This is a genomic window from Carboxydothermus pertinax (assembly GCF_001950255.1).
GTDB classification, from domain to species: Bacteria; Bacillota; Z-2901; order Carboxydothermales; family Carboxydothermaceae; genus Carboxydothermus; species Carboxydothermus pertinax.
The window spans coordinates 153780-173577 of record NZ_BDJK01000003.1; the positions used below are offsets into that span (position 1 = coordinate 153780).

General features: G+C 42.2%; 21 protein-coding genes, 1 tRNA gene and 2 riboswitches. Of the genes, 19 read left to right on the plus strand and 3 right to left on the minus strand.

Features of this window, described 5'->3' with window-relative positions; genetic code table 11:
* The first annotated feature begins 2 nt into the window (after positions 1–2).
* Both obgE and cpu_RS01050 read left to right on the plus strand, forming a co-directional pair.
* Entirely contained in the window at positions 3–1289 is a 1287-nt protein-coding gene (obgE, locus tag cpu_RS01045; RefSeq protein WP_075858138.1) for a GTPase ObgE, read from the plus strand.
* A gap of 151 nt (positions 1290–1440) precedes the next feature.
* Entirely contained in the window at positions 1441–1818 is a 378-nt protein-coding gene (locus tag cpu_RS01050) for a PAS domain-containing protein (protein WP_075858139.1), read from the plus strand.
* Between the two features lie 43 nt (positions 1819–1861).
* Here the strand turns inward: cpu_RS01050 and cpu_RS01055 are convergent, their stop codons facing one another.
* On the minus strand, positions 1862–3148 hold the full coding sequence (locus cpu_RS01055) for an MFS transporter (protein ID WP_234970159.1): 1287 nt from the start codon (positions 3146–3148) through the stop codon (positions 1862–1864).
* A gap of 214 nt (positions 3149–3362) precedes the next feature.
* On the opposite strand from cpu_RS01055, the gene cpu_RS01060 reads away from it, so the two are divergent.
* The 9 genes from cpu_RS01060 (at position 3363) to cpu_RS01100 (ending at position 12133) form a co-directional block, all read left to right on the plus strand.
* Positions 3363–4217, plus strand: coding sequence for an ABC transporter substrate-binding protein (locus cpu_RS01060; protein WP_075858141.1), 855 nt, complete (start codon positions 3363–3365; stop codon positions 4215–4217).
* 9 nt (positions 4218–4226) lie between these two features.
* On the plus strand, positions 4227–4919 hold the full coding sequence (locus cpu_RS01065) for an ABC transporter permease (RefSeq protein ID WP_075858142.1): 693 nt from the start codon (positions 4227–4229) through the stop codon (positions 4917–4919).
* A gap of 2 nt (positions 4920–4921) precedes the next feature.
* Positions 4922–5620: an ABC transporter ATP-binding protein gene (locus cpu_RS01070; protein ID WP_075858143.1), complete on the plus strand. Its 699-nt coding sequence runs from the start codon at positions 4922–4924 to the stop codon at positions 5618–5620.
* Positions 5621–5624: 4 nt separating this feature from the next.
* Positions 5625–5978: a winged helix-turn-helix domain-containing protein gene (locus tag cpu_RS01075; RefSeq protein WP_075858144.1), complete on the plus strand. Its 354-nt coding sequence runs from the start codon at positions 5625–5627 to the stop codon at positions 5976–5978.
* A 68-nt stretch (positions 5979–6046) separates the two neighbouring features.
* Positions 6047–6508, plus strand: coding sequence for a YbaK/EbsC family protein (locus cpu_RS01080; protein WP_075858145.1), 462 nt, complete (start codon positions 6047–6049; stop codon positions 6506–6508).
* Between the two features lie 7 nt (positions 6509–6515).
* Positions 6516–7634, plus strand: coding sequence for a glutamate 5-kinase (proB, locus tag cpu_RS01085; RefSeq protein WP_075858146.1), 1119 nt, complete (start codon positions 6516–6518; stop codon positions 7632–7634).
* Between the two features lie 13 nt (positions 7635–7647).
* Positions 7648–8895 (plus strand): glutamate-5-semialdehyde dehydrogenase, encoded by a 1248-nt coding sequence (locus tag cpu_RS01090; RefSeq protein WP_077177097.1) that lies wholly within the window; start codon positions 7648–7650, stop codon positions 8893–8895.
* A gap of 340 nt (positions 8896–9235) precedes the next feature.
* Positions 9236–9396, plus strand: a riboswitch (M-box (ykoK) riboswitch).
* Between the two features lie 212 nt (positions 9397–9608).
* The gene (locus cpu_RS01095) at positions 9609–10865 is read left to right on the plus strand and encodes a magnesium transporter MgtE N-terminal domain-containing protein (RefSeq protein ID WP_075858148.1); all 1257 of its coding nucleotides are present in this window, start codon (positions 9609–9611) and stop codon (positions 10863–10865) included.
* A 17-nt stretch (positions 10866–10882) separates the two neighbouring features.
* Positions 10883–12133 (plus strand): Nramp family divalent metal transporter, encoded by a 1251-nt coding sequence (locus cpu_RS01100; RefSeq protein ID WP_075858149.1) that lies wholly within the window; start codon positions 10883–10885, stop codon positions 12131–12133.
* A gap of 3 nt (positions 12134–12136) precedes the next feature.
* Here cpu_RS01100 and cpu_RS01105 read toward each other — a convergent pair whose 3' ends face one another.
* Positions 12137–13174, minus strand: coding sequence for a class I SAM-dependent methyltransferase (locus tag cpu_RS01105; protein ID WP_075858150.1), 1038 nt, complete (start codon positions 13172–13174; stop codon positions 12137–12139).
* 148 nt (positions 13175–13322) lie between these two features.
* Here cpu_RS01105 and cpu_RS01110 point away from each other — a divergent pair, with 148 nt between their 5' ends.
* The 8 genes from cpu_RS01110 to cpu_RS01145 all read left to right on the plus strand — a co-directional run bounded on the left by cpu_RS01110 (position 13323) and on the right by cpu_RS01145 (position 18928).
* Complete coding sequence (locus tag cpu_RS01110) at positions 13323–13508, plus strand: aspartyl-phosphate phosphatase Spo0E family protein (protein ID WP_075858151.1); 186 nt, start codon at positions 13323–13325, stop codon at positions 13506–13508.
* On the plus strand, positions 13490–14095 hold the full coding sequence (gene nadD / locus cpu_RS01115) for a nicotinate-nucleotide adenylyltransferase (protein ID WP_075858152.1): 606 nt from the start codon (positions 13490–13492) through the stop codon (positions 14093–14095). The genes cpu_RS01110 and nadD overlap by 19 nt, the downstream gene beginning before the upstream one ends.
* 69 nt (positions 14096–14164) lie before the next feature.
* On the plus strand, positions 14165–14416 hold the full coding sequence (locus cpu_RS01120; RefSeq protein ID WP_075858153.1) for an RNA recognition motif domain-containing protein: 252 nt from the start codon (positions 14165–14167) through the stop codon (positions 14414–14416).
* A 44-nt stretch (positions 14417–14460) separates the two neighbouring features.
* Positions 14461–15039, plus strand: coding sequence for a bis(5'-nucleosyl)-tetraphosphatase (symmetrical) YqeK (yqeK, locus tag cpu_RS01125; protein ID WP_159433958.1), 579 nt, complete (start codon positions 14461–14463; stop codon positions 15037–15039).
* 36 nt (positions 15040–15075) lie between these two features.
* Positions 15076–15438, plus strand: a complete 363-nt coding sequence (gene rsfS / locus cpu_RS01130; RefSeq protein WP_234970160.1) for a ribosome silencing factor — start codon at positions 15076–15078, stop codon at positions 15436–15438.
* A 199-nt stretch (positions 15439–15637) separates the two neighbouring features.
* Positions 15638–15712 (plus strand) — tRNA-Ala (locus cpu_RS01135).
* Positions 15713–15818: 106 nt separating this feature from the next.
* Complete coding sequence (leuS, locus tag cpu_RS01140) at positions 15819–18284, plus strand: leucine--tRNA ligase (protein WP_075858155.1); 2466 nt, start codon at positions 15819–15821, stop codon at positions 18282–18284.
* A 2-nt stretch (positions 18285–18286) separates the two neighbouring features.
* A complete protein-coding gene (locus cpu_RS01145) occupies positions 18287–18928 on the plus strand; it encodes a Crp/Fnr family transcriptional regulator (protein WP_075858156.1) in 642 nt (213 codons plus the stop codon).
* 60 nt (positions 18929–18988) lie between these two features.
* Positions 18989–19178, plus strand: a riboswitch (cobalamin riboswitch).
* 234 nt (positions 19179–19412) lie between these two features.
* On the opposite strand, the gene cpu_RS01150 is transcribed toward cpu_RS01145, so the two are convergent.
* The coding region (locus tag cpu_RS01150; RefSeq protein ID WP_143299291.1) for a transposase at positions 19413–19798 on the minus strand (386 nt) is incomplete at its 5' end.

Below are 19798 nucleotides of genomic sequence, written 5' to 3' on the forward strand. Positions count from 1 at the left end.
CAATGTTTTATGACATAGCAAAAATTTATGTAAAAGCTGGAGATGGTGGAAACGGCTGTATGTCCTTTCGCCGGGAAAAATATGTGCCCAATGGCGGCCCTGATGGCGGGGATGGGGGACGCGGTGGTAGTGTGATTTTAATAGGAGATGAAGGGTTAAATACTCTTCTCGATTTTCGCTATAAAAGACATTATAAAGCCCCAAGGGGGGAACATGGTAAAGGCAGTAACCGCCATGGCAGGGCCGGGGAAAATCTCTATATCCGGGTGCCGGTGGGGACTTTAGTAAAAGATGAAGCTACTGGAGAGATAATTGCCGATATCACCGAGCATGGGCAGGAAGTAGTGGTTGCTAAAGGAGGGCGCGGTGGGCGAGGTAATTCCCATTTTGTAAGTTCTACCCGTCAGGCGCCACGATTTGCTGAACTGGGGGAGCCGGGAGAAGAACGCTGGCTAATTTTAGAATTAAAGCTTTTAGCGGACGTAGGCTTAGTAGGTTATCCCAATGCGGGCAAGTCCACCTTAATTTCCAGAGTTAGTGAGGCCCGTCCCAAAATTGCCGATTATCCTTTTACGACCCTTACTCCTAACTTGGGAGTAGTGGAGGTGGGCGAGGGTCAAAGTTTTGTTATGGCCGATATACCCGGCTTAATTGAGGGTGCCCATGCAGGAGTAGGTCTGGGTCAACAGTTTTTACGGCATATTGAACGCACGCGGGTATTGTTAATGGTTTTGGATATGAGTGGCTTAGAGGGTCGGGAGCCGGTAGCTGATTTTGAGGCTTTATTAAAAGAGCTTGGCTTGTATAGTGAAAAGCTTCTAAAAAAACCACTAATAATTGCGGCCAATAAAATGGATACTGCCACGGCTCAAGAAAACTTAGAAAAATTAAGACAGCATGTAAAGGAACGATACGAAATTTATCCCATTTCTGCATTAACCGGAGAAGGGATAAAATCACTTATCTATCGTCTTTGGGAAATTTTAGCAACATTACCCGGGGAAAGTTTGGAACAAGAGGTTCCAAAGGTATTCAAGGAACAGCCCGAAGAAGGGTTTATTGTGGAAAAAATTGATGGAGAGTTTGTGGTTCGAGGAAAAAAAATTGAACGTTTAGTTGCTATGACCAATCTTAATAATGAAGAAGCCGTAGACCGCCTGCAGCGGGCTTTTGAGCGTGTAGGTCTTGAAGAGCAATTAAAAAATGCCGGGGCGAAGCCGGGGGATTTAGTTCGAATTGGAAAATTTGAGTTTTATTTTGTGAATGAAACTGAGGGGTTGGATGACTAAAAGTCTTTGGCGTTTTTTGAGGAGTATCGATTATTTGCGGCAGGATAAAAGCGCGTGACGGGGATTTTAACATAAAAAATATTTATAGTTATTGGAAAATAATTAAACTAAAAATTTAGAACAGTGATATAATTTTGTTGAGGTGGCATTAATGAGCATTACTACTGTCCGCAAGTATGCCCTAGATATTTTGGATAACATTAATGATGGGGTGTTTGTGACCAATAAAAAGCGGAAAATCATTTACTGGAACAAAGCGGCAGAAGAGATTACCGGAAAAAGTAAAAAAGAAGTTTTAAATAAAAGCTGCTATGAAGTAATGAACTTTCCTTTAAACGACCAGGGCAAATGCCTTTGTGAAAATAACTGCCCGCTTTTATCAACCATTAAAGAAGGGAAAGTGATAAAACGCTATAAAACAATTTTTACCCGCGTGGAAGAAAAAATAACGCTCGGGGTTTCGACCTCACCAATTATCAATCCTTTAGGTCAAGTGTTAGGCGGAGTCGCAGTGTTCCGGGAAATATAGACGGAGGCAAAAAGGGATTCTCCCCAACCTTTTCGTTTTTCGTCTACTTTCTAACTCCCCCCCTAAGCGCCCAGGGTAACAGTACTACCGCCAGAAGAGCCAGCAAGCTTCCGAAGAAAAAGGCATGAGCGGGACTAAATTTATCCCATAAAAAACCGGCAATTAAGCTTGCTGGAAGGGCAGAGATGCCGACGGCCGCATTATAAAGTCCATAGGCCGATGCCCGCTTTTCCGATGGCACTAAATCGGCAACCATTGCTTTTTCTACTCCTTCGGTAATTCCGTAATAGGCGCCGTAGAGAATATACAATAAGGCAAAAACTTGGGGAGTACTGGCTAGTGCGAATCCCAAATACAATAGGGCGTAAACTATCCAACCGCCAGCAATAAGTTTAAGACGTCCGATTTTATCTGAAAGAATTCCTGCCGGATAAGATACTAAAACGCTAATTAAATTAAAAAATCCTAACATAACAAAGATTTCAACCACGGTCATGCCTGCCGTTTTAGCCTTTAAAATTAAAAAAGCATCGGATGAGTTTCCAAGAGTAAATAAAATTAACACAACTAAAAACTTTTTAAACCGTTGGTCGAACCCTCTTAAGGACAGGGAGAGTTTTTTAATTTCCTTTCCTTTAGGAGGTATTTCCCTAATAAAAAAAGCTAAGAGAAATAAGACAAAAAAGCCGGGAATAGTAGATAAAATAATTAGCCTTTGAAAGACCTCCCGGGTCATGGTAGTAGTGTTTGTTTTCCCCCAGTAAAGGAGGGCGGCGGCGACAAATAAAGCTAACACCGCTCCGAAAGGGTCCAAGGCCCGGTTAAAACCAAAAGCCCGTCCTAAATTTTCCGGTTCGGTGGAATCGGCAATTAAGGCATCTTTGGGGGACGTACGAATGCCTTTACCTACCCTGTCCAAAAAACGGATAATAAGAGTAATTGGCCAGGTGGTGGCCCAAAAAAGAAAGGGTCGGGAAAGGTTGGAGAGGGCATAGCCTAAAAAGACCAAAGCCTTTCTTTTTTTAAAAAAGTCCGATAAATATCCGGAGATAAGTTTTAAAAGGGTAGAGGTGGTATCGGCAATACCTTCGATTAAACCGATGATTTCCGTTTTAACTCCTAAGACTGAAGATAAATAAAGGGGAAGGGTTCTAATAGTAAGTTCGCTGGCAAAATCGTTTAACATGCTGATAAAACCAAATAAAAAAGCGTTTTGGCTAAGACCAAAATATTTTTTTTCGGTTTTTTCTTTTGCCAAGGGAACCATCCTCTCCTGAGATTTGACCCATTGGTCAGTTTTAATTTTAACATTAAATGTGCTTTTAAACAATATTTCCCGTCCTACATGTGAAATACAGTACAAAATCATTTAAAAAATACAGAATTTTTAAGGATCTGTATTTTTTATTGGCAGTAAAAGTAAAAATTGTAGTAATATTTACAGCAGGAGGGATTGTAAAAATTCCTAAGTTTTTAGGAGGAATTTTGCTTTTTTTAGCGAATAATATATCAAAAAAGACATAATAAATTTGGAGGTGCTTAAAATGAAGCGGATTTTTGTCTTGTTAAGTTTGTTTTTTTTGCTAATTTTTGGAGCCGCTGGTTGCCAGGAAAAAGGGGCAACCCCAGCTAAAACCACTACCCCCAAAAATCCTGAAGTGATCTTGGCTACCACCACCAGCACGGTGGATACCGGTCTTTTAGACCAGTTAAAGCCGGAATTTGAGCAAAAAACCGGTTACAAACTTAAAATTGTGGCGGTGGGCACCGGCCAGGCCCTGAAAATGGGGGAAAAGGGGGAAGCGGATGTTCTTTTAACCCACGCGCCGAAAGATGAAGAGGCCCTGGTAGCCAAAGGGTATGTGATTGACCGGCAACCGGTAATGCATAATGATTTTATTATTGTAGGTCCTAAAAATGACCCGGCAGGGGTGAAATCGGCTAAAGATTTAAACGAAGCTTTAAAGCGGATTTATGAGAAAAAGGCCCTTTTTATCTCCCGGGGAGATGATTCCGGGACCGATAAAAAAGAAAAAAGCCTCTGGAAAGCTGCTGGGCTAAATCCCAAAGGACAATCATGGTACAAGGAAGCAGGGGTGGGCATGGGAGCGTGCTTGCAGCTTGCTTCGGAAAAACAGGGGTATTCTTTAACCGACCGGGGTACATACCTTGCTTATAAAGGGAAGATTGACCTGGCGCTGATCCGGGAAAAAGACCCGGGACTTATAAATTATTATCACGTAATGTTAGTAAACCCCAAAAAATATCCCAAGGTAAATTATGAAGGGGCCAAAAAGTTTGCTGAATTTTTGTTAAGCCCGGAGGTCCAAAAAGAAATAAGCGAATTTAAGAAAAATTTGTACGGTCAATCGTTATTTATTCCTGATGCGCATAAATAGGAGGGATTTATGGAATTTATCTGGGAAGGGATTAAAGAAAGTATTCGTTTAATTTTAAATGGAGACCCGGAACTTTACCAAATTTTACATCTTACTTTAAAAGTAAGCCTAACGGCAACTTTGTTAGCGGCAATTGTGGGTTTACCGCTAGGTGCTTTTTTAGGTCGTAAAAAATTTTGGGGTCAGAAAATAATTCTTGGAATCTTTAATGCTCTTTTAGGCCTGCCGCCGGTGGTGGTAGGCCTTTGGCTTACTTTGTTTTTATGGCGAAGCGGCCCTCTGGGAAACTTAAACCTTTTGTATACTCCAAAAGCGATGATTTTAGCCCAGTTTTGTATTGCTTTACCGGAAGTAATAGTCTTTACCGCTGTGGCTTTTAGCCAAATTTCCGAGAGTTTTTTCCGTCAGGTCAAAGCTTTAGGGGCAAGCCGTAAGCAGCAGCTTTACCTGCTATTAAAAGAAGTGCGGCTAGGGTTATTAGCAGCGGTGATTGCCGGCTTTGGCGCTGCTATTTCCGAAGTTGGGGCTTCTATTATGGTGGGAGGCAATATCTATCAGGAGACTCGAGTCTTGACTACCTCAATTTTACTGGAAGTTGGCCGGGGAAATTTTGGTCTGGCCATTGGGTTAAGCCTTATTTTAATGGTAATTTCTTTTAGTGTAGTGGGGATACTTACTTACTGGCAGAGAAAGGGTTATTAATAATGGTTAAGATACAAAATTTACGAGTTTTTCGGGGCAAAAAGCAAATATTGCAGATTGATAAGCTGGAGGCGGTCGAAGGCGAGAGAATTGGTCTTTTTGGACCTAACGGCTCCGGAAAGTCAACTTTGCTAAGAAGCCTTGCCTTAATTGAACCGGAAAGTAGTGATGCGGTTTTTTATGAAAGCCTAGATAGCAGCTGGCCTATTGGTTATTTAATGCAGGAGCCGTATTTTTTTCGGGGTAGTGTGGAAGAAAATTTAGTACTGCCCTTAAAACTTAGAAAGGTTTCCGCAAAGATAATTAAAAAAAAGCTACGGGAGTTTACCGAAAAATATAATTTAGAACCACTCTTAAAGAAAAACCCCCAGGCTTTATCCGGGGGCGAAAAGCAAAAAGTTAATTTACTTAGAACTTTAATTTATGAGCCGCGATATTTATTTTTAGATGAGCCGTTTAACGGGATCGATGCTCTTACGAAGAAAGAACTTAATAAATATCTGGAAAATTATTTAAACCAGGACAAGAGGCGCCTTTTAATTTATGTGAGCCACGATTTAAAGGAACTTTTAACCTGGGGTAAGCGGTTTTGGTATTTAAAAGAGGGGGAAATTAAATTTGACTTAGATAAGGAAGAGTTCTTAAAAATTAATTATCAAACCTTGGAAGATAACTATTTAAAATTATTACTGGAGGAGTAGGATAATGAAAGTTAAAACAAAAATCTGGATTGATGAAGGTGGAAAAGTAGTTTTTGGGGAAGGACGGTATTTAATCTTAAAAACGGCTTTAGAGCTCGGTTCTTTAAAGGCCTCGGCGGAAAAGCTTGGTCTTTCGTACCGGGCAGCCTGGGGCAAAATTAAAGCAACAGAGAAGCTTTTAGGGATTAAACTGGTGGAAAGCAGTCGAGGAAGAAACGGCGGCATTACCTTAACAAATGATGCCCAAAAATTAATAGCCCAATATGAACAATTAAAAAGGGATATTAGAGACTATGCCGACCAAAAATTTCGGGAAAAATTTTTAAAAATTATTTTAGAGGAAAAAGGGAAAAATTAAAAGTATGGTTGAAATAAACGGTAAATTAAGGTATAGTTTTGGCAAAAAGGATTTAACTGGAGGAAAAAATGGATGCTCTTCTAAGAGTTAAAGAGTTTTTGCAACGGCAAAACCCCCCGGTTGAGGTTATTATTTTAGAGGCCGACACCAGCACCGCTCCTTTGGCGGCAAAGGCTTTAGGTGTGGAAGTGGGGGCTATTGCCAAAACCATTGTGGCTGTTGGCAAAAGCAAAGCGGTTTTAGTAGTAGCTGCAGGGGATGTAAAGCTTGATTTTAAAAAGTTAAAAGCAATAACGGGGGAGAAAATGCGTTTAGCCCGGGCGGAAGAAGTGGAGGAGTTAACCGGCTTTAAGCCCGGCGGGGTTTGTCCTTTTGCTTTAAAAAAGCCTCTTCCGATATTAATCGATGAATCTTTGGAGCGTTTTCCGGTAGTTTATGCTGCGGCTGGTTCTCCCAATTCGGCGGTCCCGATAACGGTATCAAGGCTTTTAGAAATAACCGGAGGCCAAAAATGCCGGGTAACGGAGTGAGTTAACAATGCGCGAAATATTAAAAAATGTCCGCCGGCTGGTTGTAAAAATCGGTTCTTCGTCCTTGACCCACCCCGAGACGGGGAAAATTAACCTTGCGGCCATGGAGCGTTTTGTAAGGGAATGTGCCGATTTAAAAAATGCAGGATTCGAAGTAATTATTGTATCTTCCGGGGCAATAGCTGCCGGAATGGGAAGGCTTGCCCTTCCAGAAAAGCCGAAAAATTTGCCGGAAAAACAAGCATGTGCTGCGGTAGGCCAGGGGGTATTAATGCATTTATACGAAAAATTTTTTTCCGAATACCAGGTAGTTGCGGCCCAGGTCCTCTTAACCGGGGAAGATTTGGCGGTAAGAAAGCGTTTTTTGAACGCCAAACATACTTTCCGTGCTCTTTTAAATTACAACGTTGTGCCGGTGGTTAACGAAAATGATACCGTAGCGGTGGAGGAAATCCGCTTTGGGGATAACGATACTTTATCGGCCCGGGTGGCGGTACTGGTGGAAGCTGACCTTTTAGTGCTCCTTTCCGATATTGATGGCTTGTATACCGCTGACCCCAGGAAGAATAGTAATGCCCGTTTTATTCCTGAGGTTTTGGAAATTAATGAGGAAATCGAAAAGCTGGCCGGGGGAAGCGGGACGGCAGTTGGTACCGGCGGGATGGAGACCAAAATAGAGGCGGCGAAAACAGCAGTAAATGCAGGGATACCTCTGGTAATTGCCCGGGCAGATTATGGCAATTTGCGGCGAATTTTAAGAGGGGAAGAGGTTGGAACTCTTTTTTATCCCAAAAAGAAAAAGCACTGGAAAAAGCAGTGGCTGTTATCCGGGGCAAGAGTGCAGGGAAGTATCATAGTTGATTTGGGAGCTGAAGAAGCCCTTTGCAGTGGAGGAAAGAGTCTTTTGCCTTCGGGAGTGCTGGGAGTGGAAGGAGAATTTCCGGCAGGAGCTATAGTTGTGATTAAAAATTTAAAGGGCCGGGTGATTGCTAAAGGGCTTACCAATTATGCGGCTCAGGATATTTTAAAAATTAAGGGACTTCATTCCTGGGAAATAGCTGACGTTTTAGGCCATAAGGATTATGACGAAATTATTCACCGGGATAGTTTGGTGCTGGTGGACTGAGGAGGATGGCATGATGGAAGAAGTGTTAAATTTAGCTAAGAAAGCAAAGGAAGCTTCGAAAAAACTTTCCAAGCTAAGTACCGAGCAAAAAAACCGGGCGCTCCTCAAAATTGCCCAATACCTTGAGGACAACATTGAAAAAATTTTAAAGGAAAACCAAAAAGATTTGGCAGAAGCGAAAAAAGGCGGTCTATCGCCGGCTTTTATTGAAAGGCTTACGTTAAACGAGAAAAGGATTTTGGATATGGCGGAAGGGGTAAGGCAGGTAGCCAAACTTCCCGACCCCGTTGGTGAAGTTCTCGGAATGACCCGCCGACCCAATGGCCTTGTAATTGGTCAGGTGCGGGTACCCCTGGGGGTGGTAGGGATTATTTATGAATCCCGGCCCAACGTAACCGTAGATGCAGCGGCTTTGTGCCTTAAAGCAGGAAATGCAGTAATCTTACGGGGAGGAAAAGAAGCTTTTAATTCAAATCTCGCTTTAGTGGAGCTTATGGAGGATGCCTTGAAGAGCGAGGGAATTCCCGAAGGGGCCGTGGGGATGATTAAAACCACCAGCCGGGATGCGGCTAACTATTTAATGCGGCTGAATGGCTATTTGGATGTGTTAATTCCCCGGGGTGGTGCCGGTTTAATTAAAACGGTGGTGGATAACAGTACGGTTCCGGTAATTGAAACGGGAGTAGGTAACTGCCACGTTTACGTGGAAGAAGAAGCGGACCTGGAAATGGCTGAAAGGATAATCATTAATGCCAAATGCCAGCGGCCGGCGGTATGTAACGCTATGGAAACCCTGCTGGTGCACGAAAAAATTGCTCCGGTCTTCCTACCCCAAATTGGAAAGGCCTTAAAAGAAAATGGGGTGGAAATTAGGGGGTGTGAGGTAACCCGCCGGTATATTCCCGACGCCTTACCGGCAACAGAAGAAGATTACTACACGGAATTTTTAGACCTTATCTTGGCGGTGCGGGTGGTTCGGGATTTAGATGAAGCAATAGCCCATATTGCGAAATACGGTTCGGGCCATTCGGAAGCAATTGTTACCAATGACTATTTTAAAGCCAAAAGGTTTACCGAGGAAGTGGATGCGGCGGCGGTTTACGTCAACGCCTCTACTCGTTTTACCGATGGCTTTGAGTTTGGTTTTGGGGCGGAGATTGGGATTTCTACCCAGAAGCTTCATGCCCGGGGTCCCATGGGCCTCAAAGAATTAACTACTACCAAGTACGTTATATACGGGACCGGGCAAATTCGCGCTTAGGCGGGGTAAGGTTCCTATACCAGAAAAAAATTGTACCTATTAAAGTAATCTCTGCAATTATGAGGCTTTCCCCCAACCAACTTTTACTTTTTTTTTAAGCCAAAAGCCAAGCCTACGAGGATACTATCGAGATTTGCGGAAAAGGCAATTAAAAGGGAAGATAAAAAGATGCATTTTTTTTTAAAAACCTTCCTTGTATAAGACATAACCATCTTATTCAGAAAGGGTAGAATTGGTTAAGGTAAAGGTTTTTTAATGATTGCTGGCCCCGAAAACAGGGGTAAAAGACTTGACAAATATGTATATTGTATTACAATAAAAGCATGTGAAGAATTTAATAAGTTGATCTCGGTAGGCGAGGCTCCTACAGGGATATAGGCTACTGCCGCGACAGATTGGAGACAATCTTAGCTGGCGAACAGGTTTGGCCGAAAACAAGGCTTAACCTAGTGTAGCTTTAATGCCGTGTAGTGCTAAAGCTTGTACGAGGTGTGAATGGAAGCTTGGTTGGCTTTCGCCTCGTTTAAAGCTTTGGGGTGAAAGCTTTTTATTTTGGCATTTTGGGTAAAAGGGGTTGAGAATTCAATGGATCCTGTTCCGAGAGCAGGGCGAAAAACTAAATTTCATGGAGGGATGAGGATAAAAGCTTTTTCAGGTAGATAAATTTTTACATCCCTCCATGTAAAAAATACTAAAAATGGAGGGATGTACAGGTGGTTACAGTAACGAGCTTTTACCTTAGTCGAATTATCGGGAATAAAATTTGGACTGAAGATGGGAAAAACCTGGGTAAGCTTAAAGACCTGGTGATTGATGCCAAGGAAATCAAGCCATTAGTAATAGCTGCAGTTTATAAAAAGGGAAAGAATGAATGCTTTTTAGATTTTTCCCAGGTGGAAATCTATAAGGAAAAGGGACAATATGTCTTAAAAGCCAAAAACGTTGTAGAAATCGAATTACTTAAAGAAGATAAGATTATGCTTGTTAAACATATTTTAGATAAGCAAATCGTTGACATCAACGGACGAAAAGTGGTTCGGGTTAACGACATCCGGCTGGCCAATTTAGCCACGGGAGTTTACGTGGTAGCGGTGGATATAGGCGTGGAAGGGATTTTAAGGCGCCTGGGGCTGGCCAAGCCAATTAAAAGATTTTTAAAGCCTTTTGGGAAAAGGATTAATTCGAAATTTATTTTATGGGATGAAGTGGAACCGATAGTTTCCCCCCGTTCGGATTTAAAGCTTTCCACGACTTATTCTAAACTAGCAACCCTCCATCCTTCAGATTTAGCCGATATTATTGAAGAGTTGGATAAAATTACTCAAATGGCGGTTTTTACTACCCTTGATGAAAATAAAGCAGCGGTAGTTTTAGAAGAATTAAATGCTGAAGCCCAAAGAAATGTTTTAGAAAGCTTGCCGCTGGAAAAAGCGGCGGATCTTTTAGAAAAAATGCCTGCCGATGAAATTGCGGATATCCTTGACGAAATTCGGGGCGAAAAAGCTGAACAAATTTTAAATGAGATGGAAAAAGAACTGTCCCAGGAAGTCAAAGAATTAATGGGATATCCCGAAAATACCGTGGGAAGCCTTATGACCACGGAATTTATAGCTTTTAAAACCGATTTTTCCGTGGAACAAACAATTAACGAATTGCGGCGGCTGAAACCGCCTTCCGATACTATTTATTACCTTTATGTGGTTGATAATGCTAATCGTCTAAGTGGCATAGTTTCTCTAAGGGACCTGGTAATTGCTGAGCCTGATACCCCCCTGGCGGAAATTATGAATAAGCAAATAATTTTTGTTTACGACACCGATAATTTAAAAAAGTTAGTAGAAGTTGTGTCTAAATACGATTTACTGGCCATTCCTGTGATCAATGGAGAAAAAAAGTTGCTGGGTGTTGTCTTGTTAAATGACCTAGTTTACGAAATTATTACGGTCCAAAGGAAGCGCAAACCCTACTAAAAAAGGGGGAAACCAACATGGCCAAAAAAAAGCATTATCCACTTTTTTTGCGGAACTTATTAATTTTTTTAGCAATTTTGGGGCCTGGAATTATTACCGGAAGCGTGGATAACGATCCGGGGGGAATTACTACTTATTCGGTGGCCGGAGCGACCTATGGTTATAAAATTTTATGGACGTTAATTCCTGCTTTCATTGTTTTAGTGGTAGTCCAGGAAATGAATGCTCGCATGGGGATTTATACCGGCAAAGGTTTAGCTGATTTAATTCGGGAGAATACTGGAGTTAAAACCACTTTTTTTATTTTTTTATTTTTACTTTTAGCGGATATTGGTAATACGGCTACAGAGTTTGCTGGGGTTGCCGGGAGTCTGCAAATTTTTGGTTTAAGTAAATATCTTACAGTACCGTTAATTGCGGTGGTTATTTGGATTATAGTGGTTAAAGGAAACTACCGGATGGCGGAAAAAATCTTTTTGGTATTTAGTTTGTTTCTTTTAAGCTATGTAATCTCTGCGGTTATGGCTAAACCTTCACCGGCGGAAATCGTCCAGGGTTTTTTAAAGCCTTCGGTGAAATTTGACGCTGGCTACATTTCCTTGGTGATTGGCATAATTGGGACAACGGTGGCTCCCTGGATGCAGTTTTATATGCAATCGGCGGTAATTGAAAAAGGCTTGAGAATTGAGGATTACAAGTACAGTATTTGGGATGTAATCCTGGGGGGGGTTGCCACGATTGTTGTGGCTGCGGCCATTATTATTGCTTGTGCGGCAACTTTGTATCCCAATCATATTAAAATTGATGAAGCTAAAGATGCTGCTTTGGCCTTAAAGCCCTTTGCAGGGCCGTTAGCATCTTACGTTTTTGCTTTTGGCTTATTTATTTCTGCAGTATTTGCGGCGATCATTTTACCGCTTTCCACAGCTTTTTATGTTTGTGAAGCTTTTGGTTTTGAAGCTGGTATTGACAAATCGTTCCAGGAGGCGCCGGAGTTTTACACATTATTTACGGCAATTATTGTCATTGCCGTGGGGATTATTTTAATTCCCAATGCTCCCTTAATTACCATTACCCTTTGGACCCAAATTTTGAACGGGATCCTTTTGCCGGTAGTTTTGATCTGCATGATGTTAATTGTTAACAATGTTGAGGTCATGGGCGAATTTAAAAATAAATTTTTCAACAATTTAGTGGGATGGGTAACGGTAGTGGTGCTAATTGGCCTGACAGTGTTTTTACTTTTAACCTCGGGATTATCTCTTTAAAAACTAATTTTTCAGTAACACCAAAACTTTGAATACCTCTCCCATTGGGGGGAGGATTAATTTTTTTATTTTTAAAGTTTCCTGGTAGCTTTCCAAGGTCTGGATAAGGTCATCCCGTTTTACAAACTCCATAATTCCCGCTTGCATTAAAAATTCTCCCTGGCTTAAATACAACTCTTCTTTAAAACCTAATGTTTTAGCTTTTTTCCGGAGCATCCCAAAATCAACGTGAGCGGTAATGTCCTGGTTGCCTGGATTTTCTAACGGGTCTTGCTGACGGTGGCGGGAAAAGGAAGTTAAAGTGCCTTGCCTACGGGCAGGATGGTAGAGTTCTTCAGTGGTATAGCCGTAGTCGAAAATAATTAATGCTCCGCGGTTAAGTTTTTGGTAAATTTCTTTCAGCCATTTACCTGCCTCCAAGTTTACGTCGAAAATCTGTCCTTCAACGGGGGATATGTTGGCTTCTTTCAGGTATAACTCGATTTCGGGGGAAGAAAGCCGGGATGGGTAGGTAAAAAATTTACCGTTATCATCAACCCCTACGTAAATTTCCTGAAAAATTCCCTTTTGGTAAATTACCCGGTGGACGGGAAACGCGTCTACTACTTCATTGGCAATGATTATTCCCGAAAAATTTTGGGGAAATTCCGGAAGATGTCTTATCTGGTTTTGCTGGCGTTCAAGATTTTTTCTTTGGACTTCTCTTAAATGAGCGCTTATTTCAAGAATGTGATATTCCGGGAAAAGCCCTTGAGCAGCAAACCAACCTAAAATATCTTGAGCCATTTTCCCGGTTCCAGCACCAAATTCTAACAGCGTTAAGGGTATGCCATAAGTTTGGTTGAGGTTAAAGATGTATTTTCCCAGAGTATAACCAAAGCTCTTACTTAAAATTGGGGCAGTATAAAAATCCCCAGCTTTTCCAAGGCTTACTTTTCGGATATAATATCCGTAGTCCGGATGATATAAGGCAAGTTCCATAAAATCACGAAAAGTAAGAGGCATCTTTTTTATTTTTTCTTTTAAAATTTCTTTAAGCATAAAATCCTCCTTTTTGGCATATACAACGAAAAATTAGTTTTACTAGCTTGATTTTACCATAGAGAAAAAATAAGAAAAAATAAAAATATAAGCAGGAAAATTAAACTTTTGGTCGAATAGTATTGCCTTGTGTGAATGGGGTGATGTAATGAAACAAATTTGGGCCAAAATCCAAAAAGAGCGAGAAAAGCTTGTGGAACTGTATGAGCAGAAAAAAGATTTTCGGGATGCGGAAGTGTACAGTTTAAGCCAGGCTTTAGATGAGCTGGTGGTTAAGTATATGAAAAAACAGCTGCAAAATCCGGAGGACAGGTTATGGCCGGAGCCAAAATAGGAATTTTTGGGGGAAGCTTTAATCCGGTGCATCTTGGACACCTGGTACTGGCGCGGGAAGTTTTGTGGCAGGCGGGGTTAGATAAGATTCTGTTTATTCCGGCAAAAATCCCCCCCCATAAAAAAGAGGGAGTAATAAGTGAACAGCATCGCTTTCAAATGTTACGGTTGGCTTTAAAAAAATATCCGGAGTTTTCAGTGAGTAATATTGAATTTTTGCGGGACAAGCCTTCGTATACTTTTGATACCGTAGAGGAGTTAAAATTACTTTATCCCCATGATGAACTTTACTTCATTACCGGTGCCGATGGCCTTTTGGAAATTACCGGATGGTACAGAGGCGAAGAACTTTTGACGATGATCCCTTTAATTGCAGTAGCCCGTCCGGGTGTTCCCGGGGAAGTTTTTTTAAAGCAGGTAGAGTACCTTAAAAACCAATATCAGGCCCGGATCATGGTTGCGGAAATGCCGGCAATTGGCATTTCCAGTTCTTTAATCCGGCAGAGAATCAGGGAAAATCTTCCCTATTCCCATTTAATACCAGTAGAGGTATATGAGTATATTGTTGCAAATAATTTGTATCGTTAAACTCGGTATGAACTGCTGTGACCGGTTAATAATAAAAATAAAATAAGTATGAAGCGAAGGTGGTTTTAGATGACCAAAACATTGTATGTAGGGAATTTGCCCTGGAAAATCCGGTCAGAGCAGTTACAGGAAATTGCTTCGGAATTTGGGGAAGTGTTAGGAGCCCGGGTTATTATAGAAAGAGATAGCGGTCGTTCCAAAGGTTACGGCTTTATTGAAGTACGGGACGAAGATGCGGAAAAATTTGTGGCGGGATTAAATGGGAAGAAAGTTGAAGGACGGGAACTGGTAGTTAGCGAAGCCCGAGAGCGAAATGGCTAACCCCCGATTTTGCGGGGGTTTTTTCCAGTTTAGGGGGGATGGGAGTGAAAAGATTTCTACAGCTTTTACAGGAAAACCTTTCGGAAGATAGATTGAGTCATTCCTTAGGGGTAGCGCGTACCGCTTTTTATCTTGCTAAGAAACACCTTCCGGCCAAAAAAGAAAAAGCTTTTCTGGCGGGGATTGCCCATGATATAGCTCGGGAATGGCCGGCGGAAAGAATGATTGCTTTTTTAAAGGACAAAGGATACGACATAACCCCGGAAGATAAATTAAACACCGTAGTGCTTCACGCTCCTGCGGGAGCATATTTTATCCGGGATATGTTGAGGATTTACGATGAAGAGATTTTTAACGCAGTTTCCCGTCATACCCTGGGGGCAGTTGGCATGACCGATTTGGATATGATTATTTTTTTAGCGGATTTAATTGAACCGGGGCGAAACTTTGCCCAAAGGCAAAACCTTTTAATTGTCTCTTTTCAGGACCTAAAACGGGGGATGCTTTTAGCCCTGGAAAATACTTTAGAATATTTAACGAAAAAAAATAAAACGGTTGATTCCCGGACAACCTTGGTTTTAAACTATTTTCGGGAAGAAGTAGCAAAAAAAGATAGTATTTAGCTATAATATAAAAAGAAGTTTAAGGGAGGTGTTTTTTTGGAAAAAGTTTTACCTCAACATATAAATTTTGCAATGGATGCCGCTTTGGATAAAAAAGGATTTAATTTAAGCCTTTTAGATGTTTCTTCTTTAACACCAATTTGCGATTACTTTTTAATAGTTTCGGCCAATTCTACCATTCAGGTAAAAGCGATTGTCGATAACATTGAAGAAAAACTATCGGAAATCGGCTTAACTCCTTTTCGTATCGAAGGGAAAAATGCAGCCCGCTGGGTTTTAATGGATTATGGGGACCTGGTAGTGCATGTGTTTGTAGAAGAGGAGCGGGAATTTTACGATTTGGAAAGATTGTGGCGGACAGCCGAAAATTACCGGCACGATATGGTTGACAAAGTTTAATGATTTATATATAATTTCTCATGTGACTAGCAATGTAAAAAACGGTGAAGAGGAGCAGTAACTGTTTTGCGGCTTAAAGAGAGCAGCCGGATGGTGCAAGGCTGCAGCCTCCAAACAGTGAACTCGCCTCGGAGTTGCCAGGGGGATAGGTACTTCTGGCCGGACGGTTCCGTTATCCAAAACAAGTGGGCAAGAATGTGGGGCTGTAGCGCAGTGGGAGCGCGCTTCCTTGGCATGGAAGAGGTCGCGGGTTCGATCCCCGCCAGCTCCACCATTATTATATTCTTGTCAATTAGGGTGGTACCGCGGGAAAGTACTCCTCCCGTCCCTTAGGGGATGGCGAGGAGTTTTTTGTTATTTCTACCTACTGGAGGGAGAATATGCAAGAGAGGTATGATTTTAAGACTATTGAGCCGAAGTGGCAGAAAAAATGGGAGGAATTAAAACTTTACGAAGTGGATGATTTTTCGGAAAAACCTAAATATTACTGTTTGGAAATGTTTCCGTATCCTTCCGGGAAGCTCCACATGGGCCATGTTCGCAATTATTCCATTGGTGATGTAGTAGCCCGGTATAAGCGGATGCAGGGTTATGCTGTGTTACATCCTATGGGCTGGGATGCTTTTGGCCTTCCGGCGGAAAATGCGGCGATAAAACATGGTAATATCCATCCGGCCGATTGGACCTGGGATAATATTGCCAATATGAGACGGCAGTTAAAGGAGTTAGGTATTTCTTACGACTGGCGGCGGGAAGTAGCTACCTGCCATCCGGAGTATTATCGCTGGACCCAGTGGTTGTTTTTACAGTTTTACAAAAAAGGGCTTGCTTATAAGAAAAAGGCTCCGGTAAACTGGTGTCCTGGCTGTCAGACGGTTCTTGCTAATGAACAAGTAGTGGATGGAGAGTGCGAGCGCTGCCATTCCCGGGTGGAGAAAAAAGAATTGGAACAGTGGTTCTTTAAAATTACCGCTTATGCTGAAAGATTATTACAGGATATAGAAAAATTAGACGGCTGGCCGGAAAAAGTAAAAATCATGCAGGCCAACTGGATTGGTAAATCCAAGGGGGCAGAAATTGTTTTTAAAATAAAAGGTCACGGTGAAACTATTTCGGTCTTTACCACCCGGCCCGATACTATTTTTGGGGTAACCTATATGGTGTTGGCGCCGGAACATCCTTTAGTGGAAAGGATTTCAGCGGGAACACCTTTTGCTGGTGCTGTGAAAGAGTTTAGACGGAAAATGATGTATCTTTCGGAAATTGAAAGAACTGCCGAGACTGCTGAAAAAGAAGGGGTTTTCACAGGAGCTTATGCCATAAACCCCTTTACCGGTGAAGAAATTCCCATCCTTATAGCGAACTACGTTCTGGTTGAGTATGGAACGGGTGCGGTTATGGGGGTGCCGGCGCACGATCAGCGGGACTTCTTGTTTGCCAAAAAATACAATTTACCCATAAAAGTGGTAATAACTCCTCCGGGGCAAGAATTAAAAGCCGAGGAGCTAGCGGAAGCCTATACTGGAGAAGGGGTTCTGGTAAACTCCGGAGAGTTTACCGGATTACCTAATCGGGAGGCAATCCACATAATTACCGAAGAAGCAGAAAAACGTGGCTTTGGTAAATTTAGGGTAAATTACCGGTTGCGGGACTGGCTAATATCCCGGCAGAGGTACTGGGGTGCTCCGATTCCAATTATCTATTGTGAGAAGTGCGGAATTGTGCCTGTTCCCGAGGACCAGCTACCGGTAGTTTTGCCATACAATGTAGAATTTCGTCCTACCGGGGAAAGTCCCTTAAAATATGTACCGGAATTTTTAAATACCACCTGTCCTGAGTGCGGTGGACCCGCTACCAGGGAAACGGATACAATGGATACTTTTATTTGTTCGTCCTGGTATTATTTTCGCTATACTTCTCCCCGGGATAAAGAACGCCCCTGGAGTAAAGACAAGGTCGAGAGGTGGCTGCCGGTGGACCAGTATATCGGTGGGGTGGAGCATGCTATCTTACACCTTTTGTACTCTCGCTTCTTCACTAAGGTTCTTTACGATTTAGGGCTGGTGCCGGTGGATGAGCCGTTTACCAATCTGTTAACCCAGGGCATGGTGTTAAAAGATGGGGCCAAGATGAGTAAATCCAAAGGGAATGTGGTAAGTCCCGAAGAAATTGTCGAAAAGTACGGGGCCGATACTGCCCGGCTGTTTATACTTTTTGCTGCACCGCCGGAACGGGATTTGGAATGGAGCGACCAGGGGGTAGAAGGAAGCTTTCGCTTTTTAAACCGGGTGTGGCGGCTAATTTACCAGACCAAAGACCGGATTTCCGATGAACTTTTAGAATTTACAGCTAAAGATAAAGAATTAAATCGCCTTTTACATGCTACCATTAAAAAAGTAACCGAGGATATTGAAGAACGTTTTAATTTCAATACCGCTATTTCCGCTATCATGGAACTGGTAAACGGCCTTTACCAGTATAAAGAGGGCGAAATCAACCCGGGTCTTTTGAAAGAAACTTTAAATAAACTGGTAATCCTCCTTTCGCCTTTTGCTCCCCATATTGCAGAAGAATTATGGGAGGCCCTGGGAAACAGGCAAAGCGTCCACTTAGAGCGCTGGCCGCAATATGAGGAAAAGGCTCTGTTAACCGAGGAAATAGAAATTGTTTTACAGATTAACGGTAAAGTAAAAGACAGGGTAATGGTGCCGCGGGGTGCCGGGGAAGAACAATTAAAAGCTATGGCTTTAAATGCGCCAAAAATTAAAGAATTGACCGCCGGGAAAAAAATTATTAAAGTAATTATAGTACCGGAAAAATTAATTAATATTGTGGTAGCGGGGTAGCAATGGAAAACTGGGAAGTGTTAAAAAAAATCCCCCTTTTCGGCGAGCTTTCAACCGAGGAGTTAAAGGAAATTGGCAATCTTCTGTATGCAAGACGTTTAAAAAAAGGACAAATTTTGTTTTCCGAAGGGGATCCGGGTACGGCGGTTTATTTTTTAAAAAGCGGCCGCATTAAGCTCTACAAAGAAGACCGGGAAGGGCGGGAACACATCCTTCATTATGTAGAGCCGGGGGATATTTTTGCCGAAGTTGTTTTGTTTTCTAAAAGGCCTTATCCAGCAACGGCAGAAGTTTTAGAGCCGGCGGAGGTATTAGTAATTCCCAATCCCGAGATGGAAAGCCTTTTAAAAAGGCGAGGAGAAATTGCCGTAAACCTCATAAAAGTACTTTTGTACCGCTTGGATTTAGCTAACCAGAAAATTAAGGAGTTGGCTTTAAAAGATAGTTTAGCTAGGGTTTGTAGCGTCCTTTTACGTTACGGTCCCGTAATTAATCTCTCCCAGCAGGAAATAGCAAGCTTAGCCGGGGTTTCCCGGGAAACGGCAAGCCGCATTATTAACGAATTTAAGCGGATTGGTGTAATACGGGCCGAGGGTCGGAGTATTGAGATTATAAATTACGACCGGTTAAAAGATTTTTCTTAAATACATTTTTCACAAAAAAGGAATTAAGAAAATTTGAGCGAATACTGCTTTTATGAAAAGTAAATACGGTACTCTACGGGTGCCCCTAAAAGGGTTAAAGGGGAAGCCGGACGGTAATTCCGTAAACGGCGCGGGCCCGCCACTGTACTCGGGGAGCCTCTTTTAAAAATGCCACTGTCTAAACGGATGGGAAGGCTAAAAGAGGTGATGAGCCGGAAGCCAGGAAACCTGCCCGTTGGAGTTACTCTTTCTTACCTTCGCGGCGAAGGGAGGGGATAGAAAGTTTTGTTGTTTATAATCCGCTAACCTTACCGGGAAGCGGATTTTTTGTTGGTATATTAAAATTAAGACCTACGGTAATATGTCAAGACCATGAGGTCAAAAATTTTCGAAGTTAAGACTTAAAAAAGGCAATAGAAAACCGTCCTGAATCCAAGCAATATGGAAACAAGCAACAAAAATGGAAATTAGGATTTAAAAAATATTAAGCAAGATTCCTCCTTTGCCCCTTGGGCAGATAGAGTTGGTTGCTGCGCAGCAGAGCATCAACCATACGCACTAATTTACGTGCGGTAAGGACTAAAGCCCGGCGATGATAGTGAGTTTTGCTTTCCCGGAATTTACGGGAGTAGAACTCACGGTATTCAGGCTCGTACTGACGAACAGAATTAGCAGCCTGAATTAAGTAATAACGCAAATAAGCGTTACCGGTTTTAGTAAGTGGCGTAGTATCAGCTTCAAATTCACCAGACTGATGCTCACGCCAAGTTAAGCCGGCAAATTTAGCTAAAGCTGAATCATTAGGGAAACGGTGGATATCACCAATTTCAGCAATAATACCGGCGCAGATAACTGGACCAAGGCCAGGTA